We start from the raw sequence: 13,671 nt of genomic DNA on the forward strand, positions 1-13,671 counted from the left end.
GCATGCTTGATGCTAATGCTAGTTTATAGGGTAAATAAAAAAGTACAGTAGTCTGAGAGACTAGCTGTACTTTTTTTATGCTTGAATAATAATTGAAAAAATGGTAGAAAGAGCCGAGAGTACCTTAATATATAAACTTACTCTTTTAAATACGCTTCTCTCACTTTTCTAAACAGGTTAGAGGAGTACACAAAGTCAACTACTGCTTCATTATCCGTTCTAAAAATTTCTTCTTTGTTTCCTTGCCACGCCTTTACACCATTTTTTAGGAAAAGAATATTATCGCCAATTTCCATAACCGAGTTCATATCGTGGGTGTTAATCACGGTAGTAATGTCATATTCTTCGGTGATTTCTTTGATGAGGTTGTCGATCAAGGTAGCCGTATTAGGATCTAGACCCGAGTTAGGTTCATCACAAAAAAGATATTTCGGTTTATTTACAATGGCTCTTGCAATTGCAACCCTTTTTTGCATACCTCCGGAGATTTCTGAAGGCAGTTTATGATGCGCGTCGTTCAAAGCGACTCTGTTCAGTACAAAGTCAACGCGTTCTTTTATTTTTGCTTTGTTGTCGCGAGTGAACATTTTGAGAGGGAAAGCAACGTTTTCAGCTACGGTCATCGAATCGAACAAGGCACTTCCTTGAAATACCATGCCTATTTCGGTACGTAGCTCTCTTCTTTCTTCATCATCTAAATTACCGTATACGCGACCATCAAACTCTATAGTTCCTACTTCAGGACGGTGAATTCCTAATAAGCTTTTTAATAAAACTGTTTTCCCAGATCCACTTTGACCAATGATAAGATTGGTTTTTCCAGTTTCAAAAACAGTTGAGATTCCTTTAAGAATTTTGCTTTCTCCAAATGATTTTTCGATGTTTTTTACTTCTATCATGATCCTAGTAACAATTGCGTTAGTATATAATTAAAGAGTATGATGCAAACTGAAGTCCATACAAAGGCTACCGTACTGGCTTTACCTACCTCTAGAGCTCCACCTTTCATATAGTATCCATGAAAAGAAGGTATAGTTGCTAGTAGTAAGGCGAAAATAAATGTTTTAATAAAAGCATAAGCAATGTGAAAAGGAATGAAATCACGTTGTGCTCCGTCAATAAATTCAGCACTAGAGGTGAATCCGCCGTAAACTCCAGCCATCCATCCGCCAAGGATTCCTAAAAACATACTAATCCCTATGACGAAAGGGTATAATAACAAGGCTACAATTTTTGGAAAAACAAGATAGTTAACAGAGTTCACACCCATAACTTCTAAAGCGTCGATTTGTTCCGTTACTCGCATCGTTCCAATACTGGAAGTTATAAAGGAACCCATTTTCCCAGCCATAATAACCGAAATAAATGTGGGCGCAAACTCTAAAATAACCGATTGCCTTGTGGCAAAGCCAATAAGGTATTTAGGTATTAAAGGATTGGTAAGGTTTAAAGCCGTTTGAATAGCAACAACACCTCCTACGAAGAAAGAGATGAAAGCTACAATTCCAAGTGAATCAATGATTAGATCGTCTATTTCTTTGAAAATAAGATTGCGCATCACAGACCATTTGGTTTGCTTGCTGAAAACCTCTTTTAGCATTAAAAAATAGCGTCCTAGCTGCGTTATATATCGAATGAGCATCATAATTGTGTGAATATGGGCTAAATTACAAAATTAGTGAATAGTAATTAGTTAATAGTGATTAGTAACTAGTAATTAGTTAATGGTGATTGGTAGCTAGTAACTAGTAATTGGTGATTAGTAATTAGTAACTAGTGAAAGTTACTAGTAACTCGCTATTTGCATGTTGAAAAAAATTTAGGGCTTAAAAAAGCTTTTCCTTCATCTTCTTTAAACGGTAGCTTCGGATGAATTTTGCCTGCTCTGTAGTTACCATTAAAGGAGTTTTGGCAGCTTTTGCCTTGCGGAATCCTTGAATGTAATCAAAAAACAAAAACGGTTTCTTTTTCATGAACGACAACTTAGCTGATGCAATGGCTGTAATCAAAAAACCATAACCTAGTGTATAAAAAGCTTCGCCTTGCTTATAACGCGCTGTTTTGTTGTAATTAGCTCCCGTAGGTTTTAGGTGTTTTACATGCAAAGAAGCATCGGTTACTACTTTCCAATTGTAAAATTTACACAGCAATTCATCAACGGTATCCCAGCCCATTTGTGCTTTTAAACCTCCTATTTGCTTAAATGTCTCTTTTCGGTAGGCTTTCAAAGCCCCACGAATATGGTCTTTGTCAGTTAGGTTTTCAAGAATCCAATCTCCATTTTTTTCTATGTAACAAAAACCTCCTACCATTCCAATCGTTGGATCAGATTGAAAATGCGTGCTGATCGTTTCAAAATAATTAGCTGGAAAAATTAAATCTGCATCGGCCTTCATTAATACATCATATTCTTCATCTAACGTTTCTAAACCTGCATTAAAGGCGTGGATGACCTTGCTTCCAGGCAAATGAATCGCAGATGATTTTTTCTCCACCAAACTGATAAACGGATGCTCTTTGGCGAAAGCCAAAACAATATCGGCGGTATTGTCTGTCGAATTATCGTTTACAATCACTACTTTTTTAGGAAGAAGTGTTTGAGTTACTAAAGACTCCAGTGTCAAACCTATCAATGCTGCTTCGTTATGCGCAGGTATAACGATATAAAAATCCCCCCAAGCCCTGAGAGGGGAGTTTGAAATGTTATTTGAATTTTTATCAGACATTTTAAATAAATTTATTGGTAATCTATTTTATTCCCCCGTGGGGGTTAGGGGGCTTCTCTCAGCGTAAACCATATAATAACGCGGTGTGAAATAACGCAATAAAGGTCGGAAACCTATTTTTTTAACGGGATGTGTGAATTTTTCTCTGGCTACAATTTTCCACCCTGTTTTTTCTAAAAGCCAATCCAATTGCCAATCTTCAAACTCGTGGTAATGCCTGTCCCACATATCAGTTTTACTGCGGTATGCGGGAGAAAACCAAAGGCGCAACGGAATAGAAATTAGCAATTTATCACATTTTACATTTTCTAGGATGGTAAACGGATTTAGTAAATGTTCAAAAATTTCGAAGGCGGTAAACACTGTATAGGATTCGGTTTGTAGGGCCGTTTGATTCGTGTCTAGATCTTCTCCAGTTGTGTTCTTTAGGGTATAACCATTTTCGATCATGATTTTTGAAAACGGATTGGGTACACCTAAATCGAAGATGGTTTCGCTAGTTTTAACGTGGTTTTTTAAAAAGGCTAGGGTATGCTTGAATCTTTTATTGGGAAACGTTTTTTCGTACATAGTCATGGCGAGGAATGAAAACAAATTTCATTCGTTTTGGTTTATAAAGTGCAAATGTACAAAGATATATTTCTTCTAAAGCAGAATTTTATGCTGTTTGTCTCTGTATTGAAATAGAATAGGACCAAATAGGAAAAGGTCGCATAAAAAAATCCGCTAGGAGAACCTAGCGGATTTAGTATAAATGTAATTTTATGTTTTAATATCGATAAACAAATGCATTGACATTCATTCCTGCTCCAACCGAAGCAAAAAGTAAAATGTCTCCTTTGCTGATGCTTTGGTCTTTTATTTCGCCTCGAATCAATAAATCAAATAAAGTAGGTACGGTGGCTACGCTGCTGTTTCCTAACTCGTGAATACTCATTGGCATGATATCTTGCGGTACCGGACGGTCATATAATTTGTAAAAACGATCGATAATCGCTTCATCCATTTTTTCATTAGCTTGGTGAATTAGGATTTTTTTCACGTCGTCAATGTCAATTCCGCTTTTGTCCAAACAGCTTTTCATAGCCGCTGGAACGGTAGTTAACGCAAATTCGTATATCTTACGTCCGTGCATTTTGATGTAACGTGTGTCAGGATCCAAATCAGTATTATAGGATTTTCCGAAGAACAAATAATTAGCTTCATCTGCGGCATAAGTCCCACTTTCATAAGACAACATTCCGGTTTCGTCTTCTGATGCTTCAATAATTGCAACTCCTGCTCCATCAGAATAGATCATAGAATCTCTGTCATGATCATCTACCACTCTAGATAAAGTTTCTGATCCTATAACCAAGCAGCGTTTTGCCATCCCTGATTTAATAAAGGCATTGGCTTGTAGAACGCCTTCTATCCAGCCTGGACAGCCAAAAAGGATGTCGTAAGCTACACATTTAGGATTCTTGATTTGGAGTTTATTTTTAACTCTAGTTGCTAGACTGGGAAGCATATCTGACTGGGTAGTCCCTGCTTTTACATCTCCAAAGTTGTGAGCAAAAATAATATAGTCAATAGTTTCAGCGTCGATTCCAGCATTAGCAATCGCCTTTACGGAAGCTAAGTATGCTAAATCAGATGAAGTTTGGTTCGTCTCAGCATACCTTCTGTGCTCTATTCCTGTAATCCCTTTGAATTTATTTATAATAATATCATTAGGGCGTCCAAAAGGACTTCCATCTTCATTTAAAAAAACATGATTTCCAAAGTCGGTATTGCTTACTTTCTTTTCAGGAATGTAGCTCCCTATTCCAGTTATTTTTATTTTCATCGAATTGTTTTCCAAAAATTTATGCTAATTTAAAGATAATAAAATAAATCGAGCTATGATATTTACTATGCGTGCATATAATTATGGAATTGTAGATTTTTAACCTTAATACTGCTTATTTGACAATGAAATGTTAAAATACCGTGGGGAAGCTAGAGGGTTTGCTTGGACTTTTTTAATTTACTGCTAAAAGCACTATTGGATTAGTATTGAAGAAATTGTATTTTAATTTTTTAATCAAAAAAAAAGCCTCGAGTAAATCGAGGCTTTTTCAATAATATTTATTGTTAGTCTTACATGTATGCTTCAATTGGAGCACAGCTGCAAACTAAGTTTCTGTCACCATAAGTTTCATCTACACGACGAACACTAGGCCAGAATTTATTTTCAGCAACATACTCTAACGGATAGGCTGCTTTTTCTCTTGTGTATGGTAAAAGCCAAGTATCAGCCGTTAACATATTTAACGTATGTGGCGCATTTTTCAAGATATTGTTTGGCTCGTCAATCGATGCGGTTTCGATTTCTTTGCGAATAGCAATCATAGCATCACAAAAACGATCTAATTCGGCTACATCTTCTGACTCTGTTGGTTCAATCATTAAAGTTCCTGCTACCGGGAAAGAAACAGTTGGTGCGTGGTAACCGTAATCCATTAAACGCTTAGCGATATCCGATACCTCAATTCCTTTTTCTTTGAAAGATCTACAGTCCAAAATCATTTCATGTGCCGCTCTTCCTTTTTCTCCAACGTATAAAATAGGGTAGTGCTCCTCTAAACGGGCTTTCATGTAGTTTGCGTTTAGGATGGCATATTTAGTAGCGTTCGTTATTCCCTCAGCACCTAACATGCAAATGTAACCGTAAGAGATTAGGCACACCAAAGCGGACCCGTAAGGCGCACCTGAAATGGCAGTGATTGCTTGATCACCTCCAACTTGTACTAAAGGATTAGATGGTAAAAACGGAACTAATTTTTCGTTTACACAAATTGGTCCTACACCTGGTCCACCACCACCGTGAGGGATAGCAAACGTTTTGTGTAAGTTTAAGTGACATACATCAGCACCAATAGTAGCAGGATTTGTCAATCCTACTTGTGCATTCATGTTGGCACCGTCCATGTAAACTAAACCACCGTTATCGTGGATGATTTGAGTGATTTCTCTAATAGCACTTTCAAATACACCATGTGTAGATGGATACGTTACCATTAAACAAGACAATTCGTCTTTGTATTTCAATGCTTTTTCACGAACATCTTCAACATCGATATTACCGTTTTCCATTGTTTTGGTAACGATAATCGTCATTCCTGCCATGGCAGCTGATGCTGGATTGGTTCCATGTGCTGATGCTGGGATCAAACAGATTGTTCTTTTTTGATCTCCTCTTGAATGGTGGTACGCACGAATAGTCATTAAACCAGCGTATTCTCCCTGTGCTCCAGAGTTAGGTTGCAAAGTCGTTCCTGCAAAACCAGTAATTACATTTAATTGGTGCTCTAATTTTTTAAGCATTTTGGTGTACCCTTGTACTTGATCCAATGGTGCAAATGGGTGAATGGTGTTCCAGTAAGGCATACTTAATGGTAACATTTCAGCAGCTGCGTTTAATTTCATGGTACAAGAACCTAAGGCTATCATTGAGTGTGTCAATGACAAATCTTTGCGCTCTAATTTTTTGATGTAACGCATCAAACTTGTTTCAGAGTGGTATTTGTTGAAAACGTCATGCGTCAAAAACTCTGATTTTCTATTCAATAGCATCGGGTAATTGTTTTCTAAAACATATTCCGAAACTTCAAATGCTTCTTTTCCTACTGCTTCTGCAAAAATGGCAATCACTTCATTGACATCGCTAAACAAAATCGTTTCATTCAATGAAATCGAGATGGTATCGTTATCAATGTAAAAGAAATTTACTTCTTTACCTTCCGCAATTGCTTTTACTTTCTGCGCATCGGCCTTAACAACAATCGTGTCAAAGAAAGCGGTATTGGTTTGGTATACTCCTAATTTATTTAAGGCATTTGCTAAAGTAGATGCCATTCCGTGCACTTTATCAGCGATATATTGCAATCCTTTTGGTCCATGATAAACAGCAAACATTCCTGCCATTACTGACAATAATACTTGAGCAGTACAGATATTAGATGTTGCTTTTTCACGTTTAATGTGTTGCTCACGTGTTTGCAATGCCATACGTAAGGCGCGATTTCCATCAGCATCTTGCGATACACCAATGATTCGTCCTGGCATAGAACGTTTGTATTCCTCTTTAGTAGCAAAGTAGGCCGCGTGTGGTCCACCGTAACCCATTGGAATTCCAAAACGTTGCGTAGTTCCTACCACTACTGCAGCGCCCATTTCTCCTGGAGGCGTTAGTTTAACTAATGATAAAATATCAGCCGCAACAGCTACTTTTATCTCGCTATTTGCTGCTTTTTTAATGAAATCAGCGTAATCGTATACTTGACCGTACTTTCCTGGATATTGCAGTATCGCTCCAAAAAAATCGGTTGAAAAATCAAATTCTTGGTGATTTCCAATAACTAATTCCACACCAATTGGAGTAGAACGCGTTTGTAAAACAGATAATGTTTGTGGTAAAATTTCTTCGGAAACGAAAAACTTACATACATTATTTTTTTTCTGATCTCTTGAACGAACATCAAATAACAATGCCATAGCTTCAGCAGCAGCAGTACTTTCATCAAGTAACGAAGCATTAGCGATTTCCATTCCGGTTAATTCAATAACCATCGTTTGGAAATTTAAAATCGCTTCAAGACGACCTTGAGCAATTTCAGCTTGGTAAGGCGTGTAAGCAGTGTACCAACCTGGGTTTTCAAAAATATTTCTTTGAATCGCAGGAGGAACTATTGTTGGGTGATACCCTAAACCAATATAGGATTTGTACACTTTATTGGTACGACCTAACAACCTAATGTGGTTCGCATATTCGTACTCGGTCATAATGTGCTCCAATTCCAAAGGATCTTTTAAACGGATGTCAGTAGGAATAGTTTCGTATATTAACTGATCTAAAGTTTCAACACCTATGGTTTCCAACATTTTTGGCAAATCGTTTTCCCTTGGTCCTAAGTGTCTTAAAGCAAATGAGTCTGTTTTCATGTAAGTATACTAAAGTTGTGTTTTTTAAGTGGCACAAAAATAAGTATTAATAATAATTTAATTCCCGTTTTAGTTGTGATTTTTTATCAATTTATCAACTAATAAGTATGTTTATTCACAATTGACTAAATTTGTTTAATGGTTAGTTTCAAAAAAATAGTTGATTTTTATCTCAGAAGCAGTATTCACGTGGCTTTATCGGTCTATGCACTGGTACGAATGACGCATTTTATGTTCAACATTTCTCAAGATACCCCTATGGCTAATTTTGCTTTTTTGGGTACTATTGTGGGATATAATTTTGTGAAATATGATGCTTTGGCTAGAGCCAAAAAAAAGCAAATGCGAACAGAGTTAAAGTTAATCGCTATTCTTAGTTTGTTTTCGTTATTTGGCGTAGGTTATTATTTTTTTCAATTGCAGCTTCATACGCAAATTGTGTCTCTTGTTTTTTTGACTTTGACACTTTTGTATACATTACCCGCTTTCCCAAATAGGAAAAACGCCCGGAATTGGGCTGGAGTGAAAATTTACATAGTGGCTTTGTGCTGGGTGGGAGTAACGCTCGTGCTGCCACTGATAAACGCAGGTGTTCCACTTGAAGCCGATTTTTACTTAAAATGTATCCAAAGATTTATCTTAGTTTTTAATCTTATCCTTGTTTTTGAGATCATTGATTTGTCCAATGATGATCCGCATTTGCAGACCGTTCCACAGCAAATAGGGGTGAAGAACACTAAAATGGTTGGTCTGCTACTTCTTATTCCTTTTTATGCATTAGAATTTCTAAAGCATCATTTTATACAAGAGCAGTTAATTGTCAATGCGGTGTTGGTGCTAGTACTTGCTTTGTTTTTGGCTTTCGCCAACGAGAAACGGTCAAAATACTACACTTCTTTTTGGGTCGAAAGTATTCCGATTTTTTGGTGGTTGATGGTAGTGTTTTTTTGATTTTAAAAATAAAAAACCATTAAGAAATTAAGTTTAGTTAAGCAGTTGTTGCTTAATTATCTTAATCTCTTAATGGTAAAAAAAAATGCTTTTAAAGTTTACAACAATCCCGCTCTTTTCAATAAAGCATCAGGCTTCGATTCTTGTCCTCTAAAGCGTTTGTACAATTCCATTGGTGGTTCTATTCCTCCTTTTGAAAGTACGTTATCTTTGAATTTGGTAGCAACTTCTCTATTGAAAATTCCTTTTTCTTGGAATAATTCAAAAGCATCAGCATCCAAAACTTCTGCCCATTTATAGCTGTAATATCCTGATGAAAATAGCTTGAAGTATCTTACTTAAACCTACAGAAAATATAAAACCATTAAGAAATTAAGTTTAGTTAAGCAGTTGTTGCTTAATTATCATAATCTCTTAATGGTAAAAAAAAAATGCTTTTAAAGTTTAAAACAGTCCCGCTCTTTTCAATAAAGCATCAGGCTTCGGTTCTTGTCCTCTAAAGCGTTTGTGCAATTCCATTGGTGGTTCAGTTCCTCCTTTTGATAGTACGTTATCTTTGAATTTGGTAGCAACTTCTCTATTGAAAATTCCTTTTTCTTGGAAAAATTCAAATGCATCAGCATCTAACACTTCTACCCATTTATAGCTGTAATATCCGGATGAAAAAATAGCTAGAAGTACTTTACTTAAACCTAAATAAAATAAAAAACCATTAAGAAATTAAGTTTAGTTAAGTAGTTGTTGCTTAATTATCTTAATCTCTTAATGGTTAAAAAAATGCTTTTAAAGTTTACAACAATCCCGCTCTTTTCAATAAAGCATCAGGCTTCGGTTCTTGTCCTCTAAAGCGTTTGTACAATTCCATTGGTGGTTCAGTTCCTCCTTTTGAGAGTACGTTATCTTTGAATTTGGTAGCAACTTCTCTATTGAAAATTCCTTTTTCTTGGAAAAATTAAAATGCATCAGCATCTAATACTTCTGTCTATTTATAGCTGTAATATCCTGATGAAAAAATAGCTTGAAGTACATTACTTAAACCTACAGAAAATAAAAAACCATTAAGAAATTAAGTTTAGTTAAGTAGTTGTTGCTTAATTATCTTAATCTCTTAATGGTTAAAAAAATGCTTTTAAAGTTTAAAACAATCCCGCTCTTTTCAATAAAACATTGGGCTTCGGTGCTTGTCCTCTAAAGTGTTTGTACAATTCCATTGGTGGTTCAGTTCCTCCTTTTGAAAGTACGTTATCTTTGAATTTGGTAGCAAATTCTCTATTGAAAATTTCTTTTTCTTGGAAAATTTAAATGCATCAGCATCTAATACTTCTGTCTATTTATAGCTGTAATATCCTGATGAAAAAATAGCTTGAAGTACTTTACTTAAACCTAAATAAAATAAAAAACCATTAAGGAATTAAGTTTAGTTAAGCAGTTGTTGCTTAATTATCTTAATTTCTTAATGGTAAAAAAAATGCTTTTAAAGTTTACAACAGTCCCGCTCTTTTCAATAAAGCATCAGGCTTCGGTTCTTGTCCTCTAAAGCGTTTGTATAATTCCATTGGTGGTTCTGTTCCTCCTTTTGAAAGTACATTGTCTTTGAATTTTGTAGCAACTTCTCTATTGAAAATTCCTTTTTCTTGGAACAATTCAAAAGCGTCAGCATCTAATACTTCTGCCCATTTATAGCTATAATATCCTGATGAATAACCACCTTGAAAAATATGTGAGAAAGCAGTGCTCATAGCATTTTCGGCAACCTCTGGGTATAATCGAGTAGATTCAAATTGTTCGGTTTCAAAAGCCTTAACATCTGTTATGTTGGTTGGGTCTTGACCATGCCATCCCATGTCTAATAATCCAAAACTCAACTGTCGCATCGTTGCCAATCCTTCTTGAAAACTCGCGCTCGCTTTGATTTTCTCTACATATTCTTGCGGAATAACCTCACCTGTTTGGTAATGCGTTGCGAACAAAGCCAAAGCCTCAGGCTCGTAGCACCAGTTTTCCATCACTTGACTTGGCAATTCTACAAAATCCCAAAAAACGGATGTTCCTGATAAACTTGGGTAAGTTGTATTGGCTAACATGCCGTGCAATCCATGTCCAAATTCATGAAATAAAGTGGTCACTTCATTAAATGTTAATAGGGATGGTTTGGTTTCTGTTGGTTTAGTGAAATTACAAACATTAGACACATGCGGTCTTTCGTTAATCCCGTTTTTTACATATTGCGATTTGAATGAAGTCATCCAAGCACCGTTTCGTTTTCCTTTTCTCGGGAAGAAATCGGCATAGAAAATAGCGACTAACTCTTTTTTCTCATCAGTAACTTCGTAGGTCATTACTTCGGGATGGTATTTGTCAATGTCAAATACTTCGGTAAAAGTCAATCCGTATAATTTTTGAGCAATTGTAAAAGCACCGTTTAGTACTTTTTCTAATTGAAAGTAAGGCTTCAACTTTTCGTCATCAAAATCAAATAATTTTTGCTTTAATTTTTCTGAATAGTAACTACCGTCCCATTTTTCTAGAGTCTCGATTCCGTCTGTTTCTTTGGCGAAAGCCTGCAATTCTGCAAATTCTTTCAAGGCAGCTGGTTTTGCTTTTTCTAATAAATTATTGGAGAAAGAGAAAACTTGATCTGGAGTTTGCGCCATACGTTCTTCCAATACAAAGTGAGCATGCGTTGCATAACCTAGTAATTGTGCACGCTCAAAACGGAGTTTAGCAATTTTTAAAACAATTTCTTGATTGTCGAATTCGTTATTTTGAAATCCTCTTGCTCCAAAAGCGATTGCCAATTTTTTACGCAATTCACGATTATCTGCGTATGTCATAAACGGAACGTAGCTAGGGTGATCCAAAGTAAAAATCCAACCTTCTTTGTCTTGGGCTTTCGCCAAAGAACGAGCCGCTTCGATAGTTCCTTCTGGTAGTCCGGCCAAATCCTTTTCGTCGGTTAAATGCATTTCGAAAGCATTGGTTTCTGCTAAAATATTTTCGCCAAACTGCAAGCTTAATTTTGATAATTCTTTGTCAATCGCACGGAGTTGGTCTTTTTTGTCCTCTGGTAAGTTAGCTCCATTCCGAGAAAAACCTTTGTATTTTTTGTCCAATAAAGTGGCTTGCTCTGGAGTAAGTGCAAGTGAATCTTTCGAATCATAAACCGCTTTTACACGTGCGAACAAAGTTGGATTTAGCGTGATGTCATTTCCGAATTCTGATAATAACGGAGAAATCTCTTGAGCGATTTTTTGCAATTCGTCATTGGTCTCTGCCGAGTTCAAATTAAAGAAAATACTTGAAGCACGATCTAAGATGTCACCAGCGAAATCCATTGCAACGATGGTATTTTCGAAGGTCGGCAGTTCGGGATTATTTGCAATAGCATCGATTTCAGCTTTTGCCAAAGCTATTCCTTCTTTTAGAGCAGGAAGGTAATCTTCGTTTTTTATTTGTGAAAAAGGGGCAGTATCGTATTTTGTGGTAAATTTTTGAGTAAGTACAGTCATTATTTTGTTCTTAATAATCATTAAATAGAATAAATAGTTATCCTTGCAAAGGTAAGGATTAATTAAAAAAGCAAGTGGTAGTTACCACCTCATTACTGTTAAACTTAACAAAAATCGTAGCAAATAAGCAGTCGAATTTACTATCTTGTAACAAAGCTTCGAAATAGAACAAGAAGCGTTTATTTACTAACATAAAAGATAAAAATGAATTACAAAATAGCAATAAAAAGAATTGATACCGTAAATGAAGTGGAAGGATATTGGTCTACCGAAGACTTAATTCAGTTATGTGAACGATTTAATTTTCCTGATGCGGCTACTGCTGAGGTGAAGAATTTACCAGAATTATTAGGCATGGCAATCTCTGATTATGAACCACACGAAGCAGCTGCAATAATATTGGATTATAAGTTGGGAGAAGAGTTAAATGAAGGACAAATCGAGCAGATATCTCATAATATGCTAATTGATAAAGTATGTGAGGAGTATCCTGAAATTCACATGCAAGGCCGATTGTTTCATATCAATCAATTACTTTTTAAAGCTTATAATGGTAAATTTCCCAATGCAAAAGCCTCGGTTGTCCATTATGCAATGACTCCGGTAGATGGTGAGCCAAAAGAATTAACAGCCGAAAATGTTTTGAAATTATTGAATAACGGTTTATCTGACCGTAATTTGATTAAGCGCTTATTCGACGACCAAATGACTCAGAATATTCCGTTTCCCAATGCAGCAGCCATTATTTGGGAATTAAATACGACTGATAATGTGAATTACAGTTTAGTTACTTCTGAAAATTGGATTAACAATGATGATATCATTGCATCTGAATATGAAGCGGTATTGGAAGAAATCGAGGAAGAAGATTAGGTTTTCTTACACAGAGATTCGCTAAGGGTTCGCCACAATTCACAAATTTTTCTGTGAGTAGTATCGAAATCTTCTTAGCGAATCTTTGTTTTTTTCTTATCGAATCTCTGCGAAAGCGAGACTATTTTTTATGCAGACTTTCCGAAGCCAAAAGCACTGTTTCTTTCAGTCCAAGTTTGTAAGCTATAATTTTATCTAAAACGTCTTTGTTAGACGAACCTATAATTTGAGCAGCTAATATCCCTGCATTTTTGGCGCCATTTAAGGCAACAGTTGCTACTGGAACACCACCAGGCATTTGAAGTATTGATAAAACCGAATCCCATCCATCAATTGAATTGCTCGATTTTACAGGCACACCTATTACAGGTAACGGTGACATCGAAGCGACCATTCCTGGTAAATGTGCAGCACCACCGGCACCAGCAATCACAACTGCGATTCCGCGAGTATGTGCATTTTGACTAAAATCAAATAGTTTTTCAGGAGTTCTATGTGCAGAGACAATGTCTACCTCTGTTTCGATTCCAAATTCTTTTAGTATAGTGATGGCATCTTGCATGACTGGCATATCAGAGATGCTTCCCATGATTACGGCTACTTTCATTTTTTGTTATTTAAAGGTTGAATCTTTTAATTATTCAATT

The 13,671-nt window shown here is 36.1% G+C and carries 10 protein-coding genes and 4 pseudogenes; 2 read left to right on the plus strand and 12 right to left on the minus strand.

Annotated elements, in window-relative coordinates; genetic code table 11:
* Positions 1-137: 137 nt before the first annotated feature.
* The 6 genes from ACZ2G0_RS06185 to gcvP form a co-directional block, all read right to left on the minus strand.
* Positions 138-899 (minus strand): ABC transporter ATP-binding protein, encoded by a 762-nt coding sequence (locus ACZ2G0_RS06185; RefSeq protein WP_300287208.1) that lies wholly within the window; start codon positions 897-899, stop codon positions 138-140.
* Complete coding sequence (locus ACZ2G0_RS06190; protein ID WP_470309485.1) at positions 896-1,645, minus strand: MlaE family ABC transporter permease; 750 nt, start codon at positions 1,643-1,645, stop codon at positions 896-898. Before ACZ2G0_RS06190 ends, ACZ2G0_RS06185 begins: the two co-directional genes overlap by 4 nt.
* Positions 1,646-1,826: 181 nt before the next feature.
* Positions 1,827-2,726: a glycosyltransferase family 2 protein gene (locus ACZ2G0_RS06195; protein ID WP_470309486.1), complete on the minus strand. Its 900-nt coding sequence runs from the start codon at positions 2,724-2,726 to the stop codon at positions 1,827-1,829.
* A gap of 27 nt (positions 2,727-2,753) precedes the next feature.
* Entirely contained in the window at positions 2,754-3,296 is a 543-nt protein-coding gene (locus tag ACZ2G0_RS06200; protein WP_470309824.1) for a methyltransferase, read from the minus strand.
* A 199-nt stretch (positions 3,297-3,495) separates the two neighbouring features.
* The gene (locus tag ACZ2G0_RS06205) at positions 3,496-4,554 is read right to left on the minus strand and encodes a 3-oxoacyl-ACP synthase III family protein (protein WP_470309487.1); all 1,059 of its coding nucleotides are present in this window, start codon (positions 4,552-4,554) and stop codon (positions 3,496-3,498) included.
* 293 nt (positions 4,555-4,847) lie between these two features.
* The gene (gene gcvP, locus ACZ2G0_RS06210; protein WP_470309488.1) at positions 4,848-7,691 is read right to left on the minus strand and encodes an aminomethyl-transferring glycine dehydrogenase; all 2,844 of its coding nucleotides are present in this window, start codon (positions 7,689-7,691) and stop codon (positions 4,848-4,850) included.
* A 138-nt stretch (positions 7,692-7,829) separates the two neighbouring features.
* Here gcvP and ACZ2G0_RS06215 point away from each other — a divergent pair, with 138 nt between their 5' ends.
* Positions 7,830-8,642: a hypothetical protein gene (locus ACZ2G0_RS06215; RefSeq protein ID WP_470309489.1), complete on the plus strand. Its 813-nt coding sequence runs from the start codon at positions 7,830-7,832 to the stop codon at positions 8,640-8,642.
* A gap of 98 nt (positions 8,643-8,740) precedes the next feature.
* On the opposite strand, the pseudogene ACZ2G0_RS06220 reads toward ACZ2G0_RS06215, so the two are convergent.
* From ACZ2G0_RS06220 to ACZ2G0_RS06240, 5 genes and pseudogenes are all read right to left on the minus strand, one after another.
* Positions 8,741-8,962 (minus strand): annotated as a pseudogene (locus ACZ2G0_RS06220) (M3 family metallopeptidase); the annotation flags it as partial.
* A gap of 124 nt (positions 8,963-9,086) precedes the next feature.
* Positions 9,087-9,308 (minus strand): annotated as a pseudogene (locus ACZ2G0_RS06225) (M3 family metallopeptidase); the annotation flags it as partial.
* A gap of 124 nt (positions 9,309-9,432) precedes the next feature.
* Positions 9,433-9,657, minus strand: a pseudogene (locus ACZ2G0_RS06230) (M3 family metallopeptidase); the annotation flags it as partial.
* A 121-nt stretch (positions 9,658-9,778) separates the two neighbouring features.
* Positions 9,779-10,002: pseudogene (locus ACZ2G0_RS06235) on the minus strand (M3 family metallopeptidase); the annotation flags it as partial.
* Between the two features lie 121 nt (positions 10,003-10,123).
* Entirely contained in the window at positions 10,124-12,151 is a 2,028-nt protein-coding gene (locus ACZ2G0_RS06240; protein WP_470309490.1) for a M3 family metallopeptidase, read from the minus strand.
* 204 nt (positions 12,152-12,355) lie between these two features.
* Between ACZ2G0_RS06240 and ACZ2G0_RS06245 the strand changes: the two genes are divergently transcribed.
* Complete coding sequence (locus ACZ2G0_RS06245) at positions 12,356-13,024, plus strand: hypothetical protein (protein WP_470309492.1); 669 nt, start codon at positions 12,356-12,358, stop codon at positions 13,022-13,024.
* Between the two features lie 121 nt (positions 13,025-13,145).
* Here ACZ2G0_RS06245 and purE read toward each other — a convergent pair whose 3' ends face one another.
* Complete coding sequence (gene purE, locus ACZ2G0_RS06250; RefSeq protein WP_470309493.1) at positions 13,146-13,631, minus strand: 5-(carboxyamino)imidazole ribonucleotide mutase; 486 nt, start codon at positions 13,629-13,631, stop codon at positions 13,146-13,148.
* Positions 13,632-13,671: the final 40 nt, after the last annotated feature.

The sequence above is a fragment of the Flavobacterium sp. KKT103 genome (assembly GCF_055640565.1).